A 16,526-nucleotide genomic window follows, 5' to 3' on the forward strand; every position below is an offset into this window, starting at 1 on the left:
CGCCAGACCGCCTCGGGCGCGCGCACGGCCCAGTCGTGCAGGGCCGCGTAGTCGGCGACCGGGTCGGGGCCCGTGGCGGCGGGGTCGTCGGGGTCGGGGTCACGGCCGGTGTCGCGCCCGGCGACGACCGAGCGGACGGCGTCGAGGACCCCGCGGTAACCCGAGCAGCGGCACAGGTTGCCGCTGAGGGCCTGGCGGACGTCGAGGTCGGTCGGCTTGTGGTTGCCTTCGAGCAGGTCGTGGACGGTCATCGCCATGCCGGGGATGCAGAAGCCGCACTGCACGGCGCCGCTGTCGGCCAGCGCGCACTGGACGTCGGAGGGCCGGCCGTCGACGGTCAGGCCCTCCACCGTGCGCACCTCGCTGCCGGCCGCGGTCGCCGCGGGCACCAGGCAGGACGCCACCAGCCGCCCGTCGACCTGTACGGAGCAGGCACCGCACTCGCCTTGCTCGCAGCCGTCCTTGGCGCCGGCCAGGCCCAACCGCTCGCGCAGCACGTACAGCAGGGACTCGCCGAGCCAGGCATCGGTGACGGGCCGCTCGGTGCCGTTGACCCGGAGCATGTAGGAGGCGAGCGGGTGCTCGCTGCGGGTCTCCGCGGCGGGTTCGGACGTCTCGGCCGGGTCGAGGTCGACCGAACCGGTGTCGTCGGACCCGAAGTCCGGCGCGGTGAAGTCGTCCGGCGCGGCGTCGGTGCGGTCGTCGGGCGCGGCGTCGCCGGGCACGCCGTCGCCGTGCTGCGGGGCGCCGTCCTGGCCGTCCAGGCCGTCCTGGCCGGGCTCGGCACCGAAGTCGGTGCCGCCGTCGTGGTGGGGCACGTCGTCGGTGCCGGCCGTGCCGGCCGTGCCGTCAACGCCGAGCGCCGCCGCGGACTCCGCCGCGTCGTCCGGGCCTGCGGGGTCGGCGAGTTCGCCGTGGCTGTCGAATCCGCCCGGCCGGGCATCACCGGGTTCGGCGTCCTCGCCGTATCCGGTCGGCTCGTCCACGGCCGCGGGCTCGTCGAAGGACGGTACGGCGTAGGGGATTTCGTCGGCCGCGGCGCCGTCGTGGCCGGCGGGGCGGTCCTGCCCGGGCTCGCCGCCCTCAGCCGCGGACGGCACGGACGGTGCGGACGGCACGGGAGGCGGGCCCTCCGGATCGTCCACGATGCCCGACCAGGCCGCGTCGGCGGCCGGGGCGTGCGCGGGCAGCCACGGCACCGCGTCGCCGCCCTCGGGACCGGTGAACGGCATCTCCCAGTGGCCGCTGCCGGGGTCGGACGGCGCCTCGGCGTCGCCACGCGCCCGCTCGGCCGCGGCCCGCTGCTGCGCCGCCTGGGCGGCGGCAGCGGCGCCCTGGCCGAACATGCCGGCGGGGAAGGAGTGGGTGGGTGCGGGCGAGGGCGTCTGGTCCCAGGACGGCGAGAAGGCGCCGAGTGAGTACTCGCCGGACTCGGCCTCGGACTCCTCCCTTATGACCGGGATCGACCAGGCGGTGGCCGGGTCGTGGTCGCCGGCCGAACCGCCGGCGCCGGACCCGGTGCTGCCCGGACCGCCGTCGTGACCGCCGACAGCAGGACCGCCGCCGTCGTGCCCGCCGATGTCGTGCCCGCCGACGGCTGGACCGCCGACGTGACCGCCGGCCGAGCCGTCCAGCCCGCCGTCGTATCCCCCGTAACCCCCGTGTCCTGCGTGCCCTCCGTGCTCGTAGGGCTGCTCGGGGCCGCCGCGCAGGTGGTCGAAGTGCCCGCTGTGCGGGCCGAGTTGCTCCTGCGGCCGATAGTCGTACGCCGCGGCGTCGTCCGGGCCGGGCGCGTACAGCGGCTGGCCGACCTGGTAGCCGCCTTCCTCCAGGTAGCCGCCGTCCCCCTCGGGGTGGCCGGACCAGCCGGGGCCGGCCGGGCCGTGCGCGCCGAGCGGGTCCTCGCCGGGGCGCGGCTCGGGCGGGAGTTGGGCGGCGAAGGAGACGTGCATGGTCTGGTCGGGGTCGTAGTCCCCGCCGCCGGGCACCGGCTGCCAGGCGCCGGCGGTGCCGGGACCGTGCCTGCCCTGCTGGTCCCGCTCGTTCGGCTGCTGGTCGGTCATGCCAGGGCCCTCCCGAGCGCTCGGCGGGACAGTGCGGCCACGGTACGGCGCAACTGGACGGCGGCGGGCGGCAGTTCGACGCCGGGCTGATCGGGGATGCAGGCGGCGGCGACGTACTCCCCGAAGGCGGTGCACGCTTCCGGGGCGAGGTTGCGCTCGCCGTCCCAGTCGATCAGTCCGGCCACCCACTGCTCGGCCTCCAACGGCCGTAGTGGCACGGGCGCGACGGCGCCGACCGAGCAGCGCACCTGGCGCCGGGCTGGGTCGACGACGAGGGCGACGGAGGCGACCGCCCGGCCGGGGCCGGTGCGCCCGGTGGCCTTGAGGAAGGTCTGCGGGGCGTGCAGCAGCGGGATGCGCACGAAGGCGAGCAACTCGCCGGGGCGCAGCGGGTCCATGCCGGTGAGCAGGTGGCTGACCGGCAGTTCGCGGTCACCCTCCGGCCCGGCGAGGATCACGCTCGCCTCCAGGGCGGCCAGCACCGGCAGGGCGTCGCCGGTGGGTGCGGCGCTGGCGATGTTGCCGCCGAGGGTGCCGGCGTTGCGGATCTGCGGGGGGCCCGCGGAGCGGGCGGCGGCGGCCAGCGCGGGGATCAGCGCGGCGAAGTCGGGTCGGCCCATGCGGGCGTGGGTCAGGCCCGCGCCGAGCAGGGCGGCCCCGTCGGCGTACTGCCAGCCGCGGATCTCGCTGATCCGGCCCAGGCCGACGAGCGCGGCCGGGCGCAACAGGCCGGAGTTGACCGACGCCATCAGGTCGGTGCCCCCGGCGACGGGCACGGCACTGGGCATCTCGGCCAGCGCGGCCACCGCCTCGTCGAGCGAGGAAGGCAGCGTGACGTTCGCCGCCTCCTGCCGTGCATACGTGCTCACGCCGCTGCCCCTTCCCGGCCTACCTACGTCACGCGGTAGCCGTACCGTACGTGCTGACAGCCCGGACGTGGCAACTCTGGCACATGTTCCGGGGCGTCCGACGCGAGGGTCCACGAAGTACCGATCCGCCCCTCACGGGGTTGATCGTACGACTGGATCACGATCGGGCGCTGTGTCGGAATTGCTACTCTTCAAGGCTGTTGGGACGATACGGGTCCAGGGTGTCGACTCACCGCGTGCCGTGGCGGCGGCTTCCCGGTTCGGTCACACGATCGGGGGCGAACCGGGCCTCGGGCGGCCGAGGACGCCGGGGCGGCGCTGCCAGGGCAGCGGGCCGCCGGGCGGGCGGTATTCGACGCCCAGGGCGTCGAGCCGGGCGTAGTGGGTGCGCATCCGGGCCTCGAAGCCCGGCCAGTCCCGGTCGGCGGGGGCGCCGAGCGCGGACCAGGCGACCTCGGCGAAGGCGGCCAGTCGGGGGAAGACCATGTAGTCGACCGCGCGCACCGAATCGAGCACCTCGGTCCAGATGTTGGCCTGGGTGCCGATGATGTGCTCGGCCTCCTTCGGCGTCAACTCCGGCGGGACCGGCTCGAATCGGTAGACGTCCTCCAGGGTGCGGACGTACGCGATGGGCACCGGTTCGTCGGGCGAGTCGGACTGCCGCCAGTCGAGGTAGACATGGCTCTCGGGGCACATCACGACGTCATGTCCGGCCTGGGCGGCGGTGATTCCACCGCGGTAGCCGCGCCAGGAGGAGACCGCGGCGCCCTCCGCCAGGCCGCCTTCCAGGATCTCGTCCCAGCCGATCAGCCGCCGGCCGCGCTCGGCGAACCAGCGGTCGAAGTGGCTGATCAGCCGGCTCTGGAGCTCGTCCTCGTCCCTCAACCCGAGTTCGACGATGCGGTCCTTCGCGGTGAGCGAGGCGCTCCACTGCTCCTTGGGGCACTCGTCGCCGCCGATGTGGAAGAAGGTGCCGGGGAACAGCTCCAGCAGTTCGGTGAACACCTCCTCGTAGAAGCGCAGTACGGCCTCGGTCGGCGCGAGCACGTTCGGGTTGACGCCCCAACTGGTGAGCACCGGAAGGGCGCTGGTGTCGAGCACGTCGGTGTTGCCGAGTTCGGGGTAGGCGGCGATGGCGGCCTGGGAGTGGCCGGGGATGTCCACCTCGGGGACGACCGTGATGTGCCGGGCGGCGGCGTACCCGACGATCTCGCGGATGTCGTCCTGGGTGTAGTAGCCGCCGTGCGGGCGCTCGTCCCACAGCGGGGACTCGCGCAGGCCGACCTTGGTGCGCTCGCGCCAGGCGCCGACCTCGGTGAGGCGGGGGTGGCGGCGGATCTCCACCCGCCAGCCCTGGTCGTCGGTGAGGTGCAGGTGCAGCACGTTGAGCTTGTGCGCGGCCATCAGGTCGAGGTAGCGGAAGACCACGTCCTTCGGCATGAAGTGGCGGGCCACGTCCAGCATGAAGCCGCGCCAGCCGAAGCGGGGGGCGTCGGTGAGGTGGCAGGCCGGGACGGTCCAGGTGCGGTCGGCCAGCGGGGCGCGGCGGAAGGCGTCCGGGCCGAGGAGTTGGCGGAGCGTCTGGGCGCCCCAGAAGACGCCGGCCGGGCCGGCGCCGGTGATCCGTACGCCGCCCACCGGGTCGACGGTCAGGCGGTACCCCTCCGGGCCGCCCGGTACCGTCTCGTCCACCGCCAGCCGCACAACTCCCCCGCCGGACGGCTCCCCTTGGGCCAACGGCAGCCCTGTCGCCGCGCCCACGGTGCCCCGCAGCCACCGCGCGGCCACCTCCGTGCCCGGGCCGGCGGCAAGCACCGTTTCCGGCCGCAGCGTGAAGACTTCGTCATCGGCGGAGTACGTCGTGGCGTGACTCGGGATGGGGATGAGGTCCATGGGGCCATCCTGCAATACGCCCTGCCGATTGGCATATACCAATACGACGGTTCTCTCGTGCCCGGCGGACCACCGTGGGTGGGCGCCCGCGGGTCCTACAGGGCGCGGCGACGCAGGACGTGGAGGCGGGCGGAGAAGATGCTCGCGGCGAGCCACCCCCCGACCGTCCAGAGGAGATGCCCGAGGGCGACAGGGGCCCACGCGTCGGTGGAGGTCCGCCCGCGCACCGCAAGCGCGAGGGTCCCGCCGATCAGCAGCCCCGTCGCGGTGAGTTGGAGCCGGACCAGTCCGGCGTAGCGAAGGATGCGGCGGGCGAACATCTCGCCGTACCACCAGGGAACGCACAGCAGGAGCGCGCAGACCGCGGCGAGGCCGGCCACGGCGAGCAGCACCACGGACCACAGCGGCCAGGGCGCGCCACGCCACGCCCGGTCGGCGACGAGCCCGCTGGTGAGCAGCGCCGGCAGCGGCAGTACGGTCGCGACCTGCACCGCGGCGATCCGCCACAGCCACTCGTCGCCGACCATCTCGGTGCGGGTGGTGGCGCGGACCCCGCGCAACCGGGTGCGTGCACTCACCCCGGAGCGCCGGGACCCCATGGCGGCCAGCACCGCGATCAACCCGAAGGTGACCCCGAAGACGATCCCGGCGGCGACCAGTTCCCAGGTCCCGCCGGTCTCGATCCGGTAGAGCTGCACCCCGAGGAAGACGGCCAGCCCGACACCGCCGAGCACGGCGCCGCCGCGCGGCACCACGAGCTGACCGGGGGCGGCGCCGAGCGCGAGCGCCCGCTCGGCCGCGGCATGGTGCTCGGCACGGTTGCGGCGCGGTATCCGCCCGAACACGCCGCGGCCCGCGGACAGCGAGCGGGCCAGCGCGATCTGTGCCTCGGCCTCGCGCGGGGCGATCGCGACCGCGCGGCGGGCGGCCGCGATCGCGTCGGGGATACGGCCCAGCCGCCGGTAGACGTCGGAGAGCAGCACCGACGGCTCCCAGCCGTCGGGGTCCGCCCCGGTCGCCCGCAGCGCCACGGTGAGCGCGGCGTGCGCCTCGTCCAGCGACAGCAGCACCACCCCGGCGAGCACGAAGACGTCGCCGGCCTCGGCGGGCGAGGCGATCGCCAGCGCCCAGTCGACGGCGTCGCGGGCCTCCGCGGGCCGCTGCTCCTGCGCGAGCACCCAGGCACGCAGCAGGTACCCCGCGCTGCCGTTGCGCTCGACGAAGGCGTCACTGATCAGCGCGTGCGCCTCGGCGAATCGGCCCTGGCCGACCAGAGAGTGCACGCGCTCACCGCTGTTCGCGTCGTCGTCCGGCGCGTCCGCCGCACCGAACGCGCCGCTGTCAGCCGTTGCCGCCCCTTCCGGACTTGCCGGAGCCGGACTTGTCGTTGCCGCCGCCACCGGCCGGCATGCCCTCGTAGATCTCCTTGCACATCGGGCAGACCGGGTACTTCTTCGGGTCGCGTCCGGGGACCCAGACCTTGCCGCAGAGCGCGACGACGGGCGTGCCTTCCAGCGCGCTCGCCATGATCTTGTCCTTCTGGACGTAGTGCGCGTAGCGCTCGTGGTCGCCGTCACCGTGGGAGAGCTGCGGAGTCGGCTCGACCAGTGTGCCGGTGCCCGCCCCGCGCTCGGGCTCAAGAGTGCTCATAACCGTCAAGCCTAATTGAGAGAGGGATCGTCGGGATACGTGGCCACCATCGCGAGCTTGCCGCGCTGACGGCGCAGCACCGCCCGCCACATCTTCTCCGGGTCGGGCGCGGACACGTCACCCGGCTCGGACTCGACCACGTACCAGGCGCCGTCGGTCAGTTCCCGCTCCAACTGGCCGGGTCCCCAGCCCGCGTACCCGGCGAAGATCCGCAGGGAGCCCAGCTCCGCGGCGAGCAGTTCGGGCGGCGCCTCCAGGTCGATCAGGCCGATCGCGCCGTGCACCCGGCGCCAGCCCAGCATCGCCTCGTCGCCGTGCTCCCCCGGCTCGCCCGGGACGACGGCCAGGCCGAGCGCGGAGTCCAGGGAGACCGGGCCGCCCTGGAAGACCACCGGCGGGGCGACCGCGAGCGCCGCCCACGGCTGGAGGACGTCGCCCACGCCGACCGGCGTCGGCCGGTTCAGGACGACGCCGAGCGACCCCTCCGCGTCGTGGTCGAGCAGGAGCACCACCGCCCGGTCGAAGTTGGGGTCCGCGAGCTTCGGCGTGGCCACCAGCAGTCGTCCGGTGAGCGAGGGCACCTCGGTCATGGTCCACATGATCCCCCAAGCGGCGCCCGTTCGGAGGGTCAACGGCCGGGTAGGCGGACCCGTCAAGCGGATTACCATTTCTTCTTGGTTCCCCGCGCGGCGGCGAAAGACCCGCGGCCGCGCACGCCGAAGCCCGTACGACTTCTGAAGAAGATCGCGAGATCCATGACCGACGCCGATGTGCTGCTTGTCCATGGTGGGACCCCCCTGGAGGGCGAGATCCGGGTCAGAGGTGCGAAGAACCTCGTGCCGAAGGCCATGGTGGCCGCCCTGCTCGGCAGCGAGCCGAGCCGGCTGCTGGGAGTACCCGAGATCCGCGACGTGCGGGTGGTGCGCGGTCTGCTCCAGCTGCACGGCGTGACCGTGGAGAGCGGCGAGGAACCCGGTGAGCTGGTGATGGACCCGCGCCGGGTGGAGAGCGCCAACGTGGCCGACATCGACGCGCACGCCGGCTCCTCGCGCATCCCGATCCTGTTCTGCGGCCCGCTGCTGCACCGGCTCGGGCACGCGTTCATCCCCGGCCTGGGCGGCTGCGACATCGGCGGTCGGCCGATCGACTTCCACTTCGACGTGCTGCGCAGGTTCGGCGCCACGATCGAGAAGCGCGCCGACGGCCAGTACCTGGAGGCGCCGCAGCGGCTGCGCGGCTGCCGGATCAGGCTGCCGTACCCGTCGGTGGGCTCCACCGAGCAGGTGCTGCTGACCGCGGTGCTCGCCGAGGGCGTGACCGAACTCACCAACGCCGCCGTGGAGCCCGAGATCGAGGACCTGATCTGCGTGCTGCAGAAAATGGGCGCGATCATCTCGGTGGACACCGACCGCACCATCCGGATCACCGGTGTCGACTCCCTGGGCGGCTACACCCACCGGGCCATCCCGGACCGGCTGGAGGCCGCCTCCTGGGCGAGCGCGGCGCTGGCCACCGAGGGCGACATCTACGTGCGCGGCGCGCAGCAGCGCTCGATGATGACCTTCCTGAACACCTACCGCCGGGTCGGCGGCGCCTTCGAGATCGACGACGAGGGCATCCGCTTCTGGCACCCGGGCGGCCCGCTGAAGGCCATCGCGCTGGAGACCGACGTGCACCCGGGCTTCCAGACCGACTGGCAGCAGCCGCTGGTGGTGGCCCTCACCCAGGCGTCGGGGCTGTCGATCGTGCACGAGACGGTCTACGAGTCCCGGCTGGGCTTCACCGAGGCGCTCAACCAGATGGGCGGCCACATCCAGCTCTACCGCGAGTGCCTGGGCGGCAGCGCCTGCCGGTTCGGGCAGCGCAACTTCCTGCACTCCGCGGTGGTGTCGGGGCCGACCAAGCTCCAGGGCGCCGACCTGGTCATCCCCGACCTGCGCGGCGGCTTCTCGTACCTGATCGCGGCGCTGGCCGCACAGGGCACCTCGCGGGTGCACGGGATCAGCCTGATCAACCGCGGCTACGAGAACTTCCTGGCGAAGCTCCAGGGGCTGGGCGCGGACATAGAGCTTCCGCCGCTGCCGGACGGCGGGACCGCCGCGGTGGCCTGAGCGCCCGCAGCCGCCCGTACCCGGCCCGTGCGGCCCGTACCCGCCATATACGCCGAGGGCGGTCGTCTCCTGCGGGAGACGGCCGCCCTCGGCGTTTCGGTGCTACTGCACCACCGGGCTCACTTGCCCTTGGCGGCTTCCTTCAGCTTGGAACCCGCGGACACCTTCACGCTGTAGCCGGCCGGGATCTCGATCGGCTCACCGGTCTGCGGGTTGCGGGCGGTGCGGGCACTGCGGTGGGTGCGCTCGAAGGTCAGGAAGCCGGGGATGGTGACCTTCTCGTCACCCTTGGCCACGATCTCACCGACGGTCTCGGCGAACGCGGCCAGCACGGCGTCGGCGTCCTTGCGGGTCACCTCGGCGCGGTCGGCCAGCGCGGCCACCAGCTCACTGCGGTTCATATCTGTACTCCCGTGTTCTTGCTGCCATGGGGGCGCGAGCCGAAGCTGTTGCTGTGTGCCTCACCGCCCAGGTGTGCATCCTGCCCCCATATATGGGGGGAAAGCCAATCGCCTGCCCGCGCGAGTCGCGGAAAAAGCCCTGGGAGAGACCAGGCGGCGGCACCCTGGGGCAAGAGCATCACGCGCTGTCGTCAGACGGTCGACGCTGGGAATCCGTCGCCGCGCTCCGGGGTGGCCGCCTTGGCCGCGTCCCGGACCGCGTCCGCGACCGCACCGGCCACCTTGTCGTTGAAGACGCTCGGCACGATGTAGTTCGGGTTCAGCTCGTCGTCGCCTACCACCGAGGCCAGCGCACGTGCGGCGGCCAGCATCATCTCGGTGTTCACGGTGCGGGACTGGGCGTCCAGCAGGCCGCGGAAGACGCCTGGGAAGACCAGCACGTTGTTGATCTGGTTCGGGAAGTCGCTGCGGCCGGTGGCGACCACCGCGGCCGTCTCGCGCGCATCTGCCGGGTCCACCTCGGGGTCGGGGTTGGCCAGCGCGAAAACGATGGCGCTCTCGGCCATCCGGGCGATGTCCGCGCCGTCCAGCAAGTTCGGCGCGGAGACCCCGATGAACACGTCGGCGCCCACCACCGCCTCCTTGAGGGTGCCGGTGGCGCCCTCGGGGTTGGTGTTCTCCGCGATCCAGCGCAGCGCGGTCTCGGGGCCCGCGTCCTTCAGGTCGTCCCGTTCGGCGTGCACCACGCCGTGGATGTCGGCGACCACCGCGTGCTTCACCCCGGCCGCCAGCAGCAGCTTGAGGATCGCGGTGCCGGCCGCGCCCGCGCCCGACATGACCACCCGCAGGTCGCCGATCTGCTTGCCGACGCAGCGCAGCGCGTTGGTCAGCGCGGCGAGCACCACGATCGCGGTGCCGTGCTGGTCGTCGTGGAAGACCGGGATGTCCAGCGCCTCGCGCAGCCGCGCCTCGATCTCGAAGCAGCGCGGCGCGGAGATGTCCTCCAGGTTGATGCCCGCGAAGCCCGGCGCGATGGCCTTGACGATCGCCACGATCTCGTCGGTGTCCTGGGTGTCCAGGCACAGCGGCCACGCGTCGATCCCGGCGAACCGCTTGAACAGCGCCGCCTTGCCTTCCATCACCGGCAACGCGGCCTTCGGCCCGATGTTGCCGAGACCCAGCACCGCGGAACCGTCGGTCACCACGGCGACCGAGTTGCGCTTGATGGTCAGCCGGCGGGCGTCCTCGGGGTTCTCGGCGATGGCCATGCAGACCCGCGCCACACCGGGCGTGTAGACCATCGACAGGTCGTCACGGTTGCGGATGGGGTGCTTGGACTGCATCTCGATCTTGCCGCCGAGGTGCATCAGGAACGTACGGTCGGAGACCTTGCCGATCGTCACGCCTTCGATCGAGCGCAGCTTGCTGACGATCTCGGCGGCGTGGTCGGTGGAGCTGGCCGCGATGGTGACGTCGATACTGAGCTTCTCGTGGCCCGACGCGGTCACGTCCAGGCCGGTGACCGACCCGCCCGAGGACTCGACCGCGGTGGTGAGCCGGCCGACCGCGCCCCCGCTGGCGGGGACCTCCAGCCGTACCGTGATCGAGTACGAGACGCTTGGCGCCGTTGCCATGACGACCTTCTTCCGGTTCCTGCCTGATGAGGGATTGTCGTGATCGTTGCACCTACCGGCCGGTACACGTAAACCCGGCGGTAGCTGGTGGAATCGTACTTCCGGCATACGGGAGCAGGACACGCACGGGGTGCACAACGGCGGAAGAACACGCGGCGGGCAGGTGACCGGCCACGAATTCCGCCGGGCGGGAAGAGGTTCGCAGGAGGGTTTGTTAGCCTGGGTGCGGCACCGACTCGATCCAAGCCCCCGGGCCCAACCTTAGGCGCTTCGAGCGCCCACTTGCCGCGAGGCGAGCATGGCGGGTCGGTGCCGTAGACGTCACTCGGGCGCCCCCTTCGACGAAGGAGGCGCCCGTCGTGCGCCCGAGCCGCGGCCGGCGCCGTCCGCCCGCCGCGCCGGGCTCAGTCCGCCCGCAACAGGTCCGGCACGCCCGCCTCGTTCGGCAGGTCCGCGGGCACCGCGAGCACCGTGAGCCGCTGCGTCGCCCGCGTCAGCGCGACGTACAAGGTGCGCAGCCCCGCGGGGGACTCCTCCGCGATCTCCGCCGGCGCGACCACGACCGTCGCGTCGTACTCCAGCCCCTTGGCCTCCAAACTGCCCAGCGCGACCACCCGGTCGCCCAGCCCGTCCAGCCAACCCCGGGCCTGCGCACGGCGGTTCATCGCCACCACGACACCGACGGTGCCGTCCACCTCGCCGAGCAACTGCTGCGCGGCGGCCCGCACGTCGGCGCCCAGGTCGTCGCCGGCCATCTCGTAGCGCGGCGCGATCCCGGTGGAGCGGACCGCGCGCGGCGACTGGCTGCCGGGCATCGCCAACGCCAGCACCGTGGCGGCGACTTCGGCGATCTCCGCGGGGTTGCGGTAGTTGACGGTGAGGGTGAACCGGCGGCGCGGGCGGGTGCCCAGCGCCTCGTCACGCGCGCGGGCCGCCTCGTCGACGTCCGTCCACGAACTCTGCGCCGGGTCGCCGACGATCGTCCAGGTGGCGGTGCGGCCGCGCCGGCCGATCATCCGCCACTGCATCGGCGTGAGGTCCTGCGCCTCGTCCACGATCACGTGCGCGTACTCGGTACGCTCCCGCGCCAGCCGCTCCGCCCGCTCCCTGCGGGTCTCCGAGGCAGCCTGCGGCATCAGCTCCTCCAGCCCGGTGAGCTGGTCCAGCGGATCGGCCTCGCGGCGCTTCTCCCGGGGCGGCGAGCCGAGCAGGGTGTCCAGCTCGTCCAGCAGCGCCACGTCGTGCACGGAGGTGCCGGTCCGCCGCAGCGAGCGGGCCACCCGGCGCACCTCCGGGGGGCTCAGCACCCGGCGCGCCCAGCGGGCCAGCCGCTTGTCGTCGGCGAGCGCGGCCAGCACCCGGGCCGGCTCCAACACCGGCCACCAGATGTCCAGGAACTCCATGAAGTCCGGCTCGGTGCTGATGTCCTCGTCGAAGCCCGACCGCTCCTGCGCGGCGAGGTCCGGGTCGTCGAACCGGCGGCCGGTCTTGCGCCACAGCGCGTCCAGCAGCAGCCGCCGGGCGCGCGGGCGCAGCAGGTTGACCGGGGTGGTCCCGCCCAGCACCTGCTGGCGCACCGAGTTCAGCTCGTTCGCCTCCAACTCGACGCGCCGGCCGAAGGCGACCACCCGCAGCCGCCCGGGCCGGACGTCCGTACCGCCGCCGCTACCGCTGTCCCTGCCGCCGCCGCTACTACCGCCGTTGCCGCCGCCCGTACCGGGGCCCGGCGGCAGCTCCAGGCAGCCGCGGGCCGCGTTGCGCAGCACCTTCAGCATCCGCAGCGAACCCTTGATCCGGGCCACCGCCGGGTCGTCGTACAGGTCGGCCGTGACGCCGTCGACCAGCGAGCCGACCGCGCGGATCGCGACCTGGCCCTCCTCGCCGAGCGACGGCAGGACGCCCTCGGTGTAGGCGACCAGCAGCGGGGTGGGGCTCACGCACAGGATGCCGCCGGAGTAGCGGCGCCGGTCCTGGTAGAGCAGATACGCCGCCCGGTGCAGCGCCACCGCGGTCTTGCCGGTGCCGGGGCCGCCGGACACCTCGGTCACGGACGCGGCGGGGGCACGGATCACCAGGTCCTGCTCGGCCTGGATGCTGGAGACGATGTCCCGCATGGTGTGCGTGCGCGCCTGGCCGAGCGCCGCCATCAAGGCGCCGTCGCCGACCACCGGCAGCCCGGTGGTCAGCTCCGGGCGCAGCAGGTCGTCCTCGACGCCGAGCACCCGGCGGCCCTTGGAGCGGATCACCCGGCGGCGCACCACCCGGCCGGGCGCGACCGGCGTGGAACGGTAGAACGGCGCGGCGGCCGGCGCCCGCCAGTCGATCACCAGCGGGGCGTACTCCGCGTCGAGCACGCCGATCCGGCCGATGTGCAGGGTCTCGGCGATGTCCGCGCCTCCGTCGGCACGGATCGCGTCGTCGGCGGGCTCGATCGAGGTGTACGCCCCGTCCGCGCCCTTCTTGCCGTCCTTGCCGGGCAGCAGGTCGATCCGGCCGAAGAGGAAATCCTCGAACTCGCTGTTGAGGCGGTTGAGATGGATGCCCGCGCGGAAGACCTGCGCGTCGCGTTCGGCCAGCGCGCCGGGCGTGCCGACCTGCCCGCGCTTGGCGGCGTCGCTCATCAGGAACTCCGCCTCGTGGATCTTCTCCTCCAAGCGGCTGTACACCCGGTCCAGGTGCGCCTGCTCCGCGGCGATCTCCTGGTCCCGAACCCCCGGTGCTGCGGTCTGCGCGGCCACGCAGGACCCCCTTCTGCTGTGCGGCGCCCCGTGCGCGTCCGTGCGTGGGGCAGCCTGCAACCGTACGCGACCTGCGCGCCCGTGCCCACCCGGGCGCGCACCCGCGGCGGACCTGACGTGCGGCAGGCCCGCCGGCCGGGTCAGCCCTGGGTGCCGGCGAGGGTGCTGCGGCGGCGGTGCCGGGCGACCCGTTCCCGGTTCCCGCACAGCTCGCTGCTGCACCAGCGGCGGCGCCGGCCGCGCGAGGCGTCGAGGTAGACGCGGTGGCAGCGCGCACCCTCGCAGCGGCGCAGCCGGTCCCTGGCGACCGGGTCGGTGAGCAGGTCCACGGCGTCCCGCGCCACCACGGACAGGAGGGCTTCCCAGGTGGGGGGCGCGGCGAGCCGCTTCGACAGCGCGACGGCCGTCCCCGTCTCTTCCCGGGCTCCGGTACGTCTGTCCCTCCGCGGCTCCGGTACGGCCGCCGGTGCGGGTGGCGCGGGGCGCGCGAACCGATTGAGCGCGGCGATGTCGTCCGGGGCCACCGCGTCGCCGTCCACCTCGCACGTCACCAGACGCCGCAGCAGCTCGCGTAGTTCATGGAAGTGGGGCAGCCACCCGCTCTGCACCGGTATCGCGGTCGCCGCGGGGACGAGACCCGCCCCGTACAGCCACCGGCTCAGCTCCGCGGCATCCCGCAGCTCGTCCACGGCCGCCTGCCCGTACTCGTCCGTGGCCGCCAGATCCAGACACACCCGGCCCCCGTCAAACCGCATCCACCCGCACCTCCCACCCCAGGGTGCCCCTCCGGGGGTTGAGCCGCTACCCGTCCCGCCGCCAAGGTTCCGTCTCGTACCGGCCTGCGGCCGGTGGGTAGTTGCTCGCGCGGTTCCTCCCTACGTTCCGGGCTCGCGCGGCAAAGCCGCGCGGTAAACGACGAAGGCGACGTCGCCGTGTCGCATGGGATGAGTGGAGATGGCGGGAATCGAACCCGCGTCCTGTGGTGCGGAACCAGGGCTTCTCCGAGCGCAGTCCGCTGTGCTTTTCTCGGCCCCGGCAGTCACGCGGACAAGCCGCCGACGGGCCCAGCCACTGTGAGATTTCCCGCCGTGCCCCGTGGCCGGGCTCGGCGGTTGAGTCCCCTGATTGATGCCAGGATCCGGGTCGGGAACACCCCCGGGCTGACACTCCGCGGAGTCTTCGCTAGCTGCTAATTAGGCAGCGAGAGCGAAGGCGGAGGAATCGCGCTTGGAATTGGCGATTATTGGTTTCGGCATATGGTTAACGAGATCATTGCCGCTTCCTCGGCTCGCTTCCCCTGCTTCGACATCCCCAGTCGAAACCGATCATCCCCATGTGGTGTTTTCAAGGTGCACCGCCGGTCGCCCGGCGGTTCGGTGCTGGTCCTGCAAGGCCCAGTGTAGTGGCACAACGCGCCGCGGGGCCAGCGCATTCCCGCGCGCGACGGTCAGGACCGCTGCCTGCGCCGCTCCGCGGAGATCGCACGGTCCGTCTCGCGCCGGTCCTGCTTCTCCCGCAGCGTCTGCCGCTTGTCGTACTCCTTCTTGCCCTTGGCCAGGGCGATCTCGACCTTCACCCGGCCGTCCTTGAAGTACAGCGCCAGCGGGATCACGGTGTGCCCGCTCTCCTGGGACTTCTGGTCGAGCTTGTCGATCTCGGCGCGATGCAGCAGCATCTTCCGCTTGCGGCGCGCCGCGTGGTTCGTCCAGGTCCCCTGCGTGTACTCGGGGATGTGCACGTTGTAGAGGTACGCCTCACCGCCCTCCAGCGCGGCGAAGCCGTCCACCAGCGACGCGCGGCCCATCCGCAGCGACTTCACCTCGGTGCCGGTGAGGACCAGCCCCGCCTCGTACGTGTCGAGGATGAGGTAGTCATGCCGCGCCTTCTTGTTCTGCGCGATGATCTTGCGACCCGTCTCTTTAGCCATAGCCGGGCCATTCTCCCACTAGGAGGGGGCCCCGAGGCCAGCGAATACCTCACGGCTCGCGGCGACCGGGTCCTGCCCGCCGGAGACGACGACATCGGGGGTGATGCCCTTGCCGTCGACGGTGCGGCCGTCCGGCAGCCGGTAGTGCCCGACGGTCAGCTCGGCCACCGAGCCGTCCGCCAGCGTGGTGGGCATCTGCACCGAGCCCTTGCCGAAGGTGCGCGAGCCGATCACGACCGCCCGGCCGCGGTCCTGGAGCGCGCCGGAGAGCATCTCGGCCGCGCTCATCGTGCCGCCGTCGACCAGCACCACCAGCGGCACCGCGGTGTCGCCGCCGGTCGCCGCGTAGAGCGCCTGCTGCTGTCCGTGCACGTCGTACGTGGCGACCAGGCCGCCGTCGAGGAAGGCCGACGCGGTGGCGACCGCCTCGGTGACCAGGCCGCCGGAGTTGCCGCGCAGGTCGAGCAGGACGCCGTGGTCGGAGCCCTCGACCGCCGCCGCGACCTGCTCGCCGACCCCCTTGGTGAAGGCGTCGACCTTGATCACGGTCGGGCCGTCCTGCTGCCGGGTGACGGTGACCGACTCGGTGTCGAGGGTGGCGCGGAGCATCGCGACCGTCCAGTCGCGCGAGCCGCGCTCCACGTCGAGCGTGACGGCGCTGTCCGGCACGTTGTCGCCGCGCAGGTCCGCGACGACCTCGGTGACGGGCATGCCGGTGCATCGGGTGTCACCGATGGCGGCCAGTACGTCGCCGCTGCGCAGCCCGGCCCGGTCGGCGGGGCTGCCGTCCTGGACCTGGGCGATCTGGATACGGCCGCCGTCGATCCGGCGCACCGAGACGCCGGTCCCGACGTACTGCCCGTTCAGCGCCTGCTGGAAGCCCGCGTACTCCTGGGCGGTGTAGGACGACGACCAGCGGTCGCCGCTGCGGCTGACGAGCTTCTGCGCGGCGTCGGGGCCGACGGTGCCGGGGTCGGCCTCCCGGGCGATACGGCCGGTGCCGGCCACGGTGTCCTTGCCGGTGCCGGCCGGGGCGCGGTCGCCGTTGCGGCCGTCGTCGGCGGTGCTGCCGCCCGCCGTGCCGCGGCCGGCGGAGCCGGCGCCGCTGCTCGTCGCGCCGCCCGAGGCCGCGCCGGCGGCGGTCCGCGCGGCGCCGGCCGGGGCCGCGGCGACCTCGTGGTTGTTCCTGCGGGCCGGTGCGTCCACGCCGATGAGGCTGCTCGCCGCCGCACCGGTGGCC

Annotated in this window: 13 protein-coding genes and 1 other RNA gene; 1 reads left to right on the forward strand and 13 read right to left on the reverse strand. The window is 73.2% G+C overall.

The features are described 5' to 3' along the window. From AC13HU_RS12375 to AC13HU_RS12400, 6 genes are all read right to left on the reverse strand, one after another. Positions 1-2,063: (2Fe-2S)-binding protein (locus AC13HU_RS12375; protein ID WP_483041869.1), on the reverse strand; the 2,063-nt coding region annotated here is incomplete at its 3' end. After that, positions 2,060-2,932, reverse strand: a complete 873-nt coding sequence (locus AC13HU_RS12380; protein WP_483041870.1) for an FAD binding domain-containing protein — start codon at positions 2,930-2,932, stop codon at positions 2,060-2,062. The genes AC13HU_RS12375 and AC13HU_RS12380, both read right to left, overlap by 4 nt. Positions 2,933-3,196: 264 nt before the next feature. Continuing rightward, positions 3,197-4,825, reverse strand: coding sequence for a beta-N-acetylhexosaminidase (locus AC13HU_RS12385; protein WP_483041871.1), 1,629 nt, complete (start codon positions 4,823-4,825; stop codon positions 3,197-3,199). Positions 4,826-4,920: 95 nt separating this feature from the next. Further along, positions 4,921-6,108 (reverse strand): hypothetical protein, encoded by a 1,188-nt coding sequence (locus AC13HU_RS12390; RefSeq protein WP_483041872.1) that lies wholly within the window; start codon positions 6,106-6,108, stop codon positions 4,921-4,923. 58 nt (positions 6,109-6,166) lie between these two features. Then, the gene (locus AC13HU_RS12395; RefSeq protein ID WP_329369059.1) at positions 6,167-6,475 is read right to left on the reverse strand and encodes a DUF3039 domain-containing protein; all 309 of its coding nucleotides are present in this window, start codon (positions 6,473-6,475) and stop codon (positions 6,167-6,169) included. Positions 6,476-6,486: 11 nt separating this feature from the next. Next, positions 6,487-7,065: a YqgE/AlgH family protein gene (locus tag AC13HU_RS12400; protein ID WP_483041873.1), complete on the reverse strand. Its 579-nt coding sequence runs from the start codon at positions 7,063-7,065 to the stop codon at positions 6,487-6,489. 165 nt (positions 7,066-7,230) lie between these two features. On the opposite strand from AC13HU_RS12400, the gene murA reads away from it, so the two are divergent. Then, on the forward strand, positions 7,231-8,586 hold the full coding sequence (murA, locus tag AC13HU_RS12405; RefSeq protein ID WP_483041874.1) for a UDP-N-acetylglucosamine 1-carboxyvinyltransferase: 1,356 nt from the start codon (positions 7,231-7,233) through the stop codon (positions 8,584-8,586). Positions 8,587-8,705: 119 nt separating this feature from the next. Here the strand turns inward: murA and AC13HU_RS12410 are convergent, their stop codons facing one another. The 7 genes from AC13HU_RS12410 to AC13HU_RS12440 form a co-directional block, all read right to left on the reverse strand. Further along, positions 8,706-8,987 carry an HU family DNA-binding protein gene (locus tag AC13HU_RS12410; protein ID WP_103888102.1) on the reverse strand — a complete coding sequence of 94 codons (282 nt, stop codon included), beginning with the start codon at positions 8,985-8,987 and terminating at the stop codon, positions 8,706-8,708. Between the two features lie 191 nt (positions 8,988-9,178). Next, on the reverse strand, positions 9,179-10,621 hold the full coding sequence (locus AC13HU_RS12415) for an NAD-dependent malic enzyme (RefSeq protein ID WP_483041875.1): 1,443 nt from the start codon (positions 10,619-10,621) through the stop codon (positions 9,179-9,181). 404 nt (positions 10,622-11,025) lie between these two features. Then, complete coding sequence (locus AC13HU_RS12420) at positions 11,026-13,359, reverse strand: HelD family protein (protein ID WP_483041876.1); 2,334 nt, start codon at positions 13,357-13,359, stop codon at positions 11,026-11,028. Positions 13,360-13,499: 140 nt separating this feature from the next. After that, a complete protein-coding gene (locus AC13HU_RS12425; RefSeq protein ID WP_483041877.1) occupies positions 13,500-14,114 on the reverse strand; it encodes a CGNR zinc finger domain-containing protein in 615 nt (204 codons plus the stop codon). Between the two features lie 191 nt (positions 14,115-14,305). Next, positions 14,306-14,692: a transfer-messenger RNA gene (gene ssrA, locus AC13HU_RS12430) on the reverse strand. A gap of 114 nt (positions 14,693-14,806) precedes the next feature. Continuing rightward, a complete protein-coding gene (gene smpB, locus AC13HU_RS12435) occupies positions 14,807-15,286 on the reverse strand; it encodes an SsrA-binding protein SmpB (protein WP_483041878.1) in 480 nt (159 codons plus the stop codon). An 18-nt stretch (positions 15,287-15,304) separates the two neighbouring features. Continuing rightward, a partial coding sequence (locus tag AC13HU_RS12440; protein WP_483041879.1) for a S41 family peptidase occupies positions 15,305-16,526 on the reverse strand: 1,222 nt, incomplete at its 5' end.

It is taken from the genome of Streptomyces sp. NH27, assembly GCF_056859195.1.

Coding starts and splice junctions, on each gene's coding strand:
- AC13HU_RS12385 (WP_483041871.1), bottom strand. CDS start 4,825: ATGGACCTCATCCCCATCCCGAGTCACGCCACGACGTACTCCGCCGAT.
- AC13HU_RS12395 (WP_329369059.1), bottom strand. CDS start 6,475: ATGAGCACTCTTGAGCCCGAGCGCGGGGCGGGCACCGGCACACTGGTC.
- AC13HU_RS12400 (WP_483041873.1), bottom strand. CDS start 7,065: ATGACCGAGGTGCCCTCGCTCACCGGACGACTGCTGGTGGCCACGCCG.
- murA (WP_483041874.1), top strand. CDS start 7,231: ATGACCGACGCCGATGTGCTGCTTGTCCATGGTGGGACCCCCCTGGAG.
- AC13HU_RS12410 (WP_103888102.1), bottom strand. CDS start 8,987: ATGAACCGCAGTGAGCTGGTGGCCGCGCTGGCCGACCGCGCCGAGGTG.
- AC13HU_RS12415 (WP_483041875.1), bottom strand. CDS start 10,621: ATGGCAACGGCGCCAAGCGTCTCGTACTCGATCACGGTACGGCTGGAG.
- AC13HU_RS12425 (WP_483041877.1), bottom strand. CDS start 14,114: ATGCGGTTTGACGGGGGCCGGGTGTGTCTGGATCTGGCGGCCACGGAC.
- smpB (WP_483041878.1), bottom strand. CDS start 15,286: ATGGCTAAAGAGACGGGTCGCAAGATCATCGCGCAGAACAAGAAGGCG.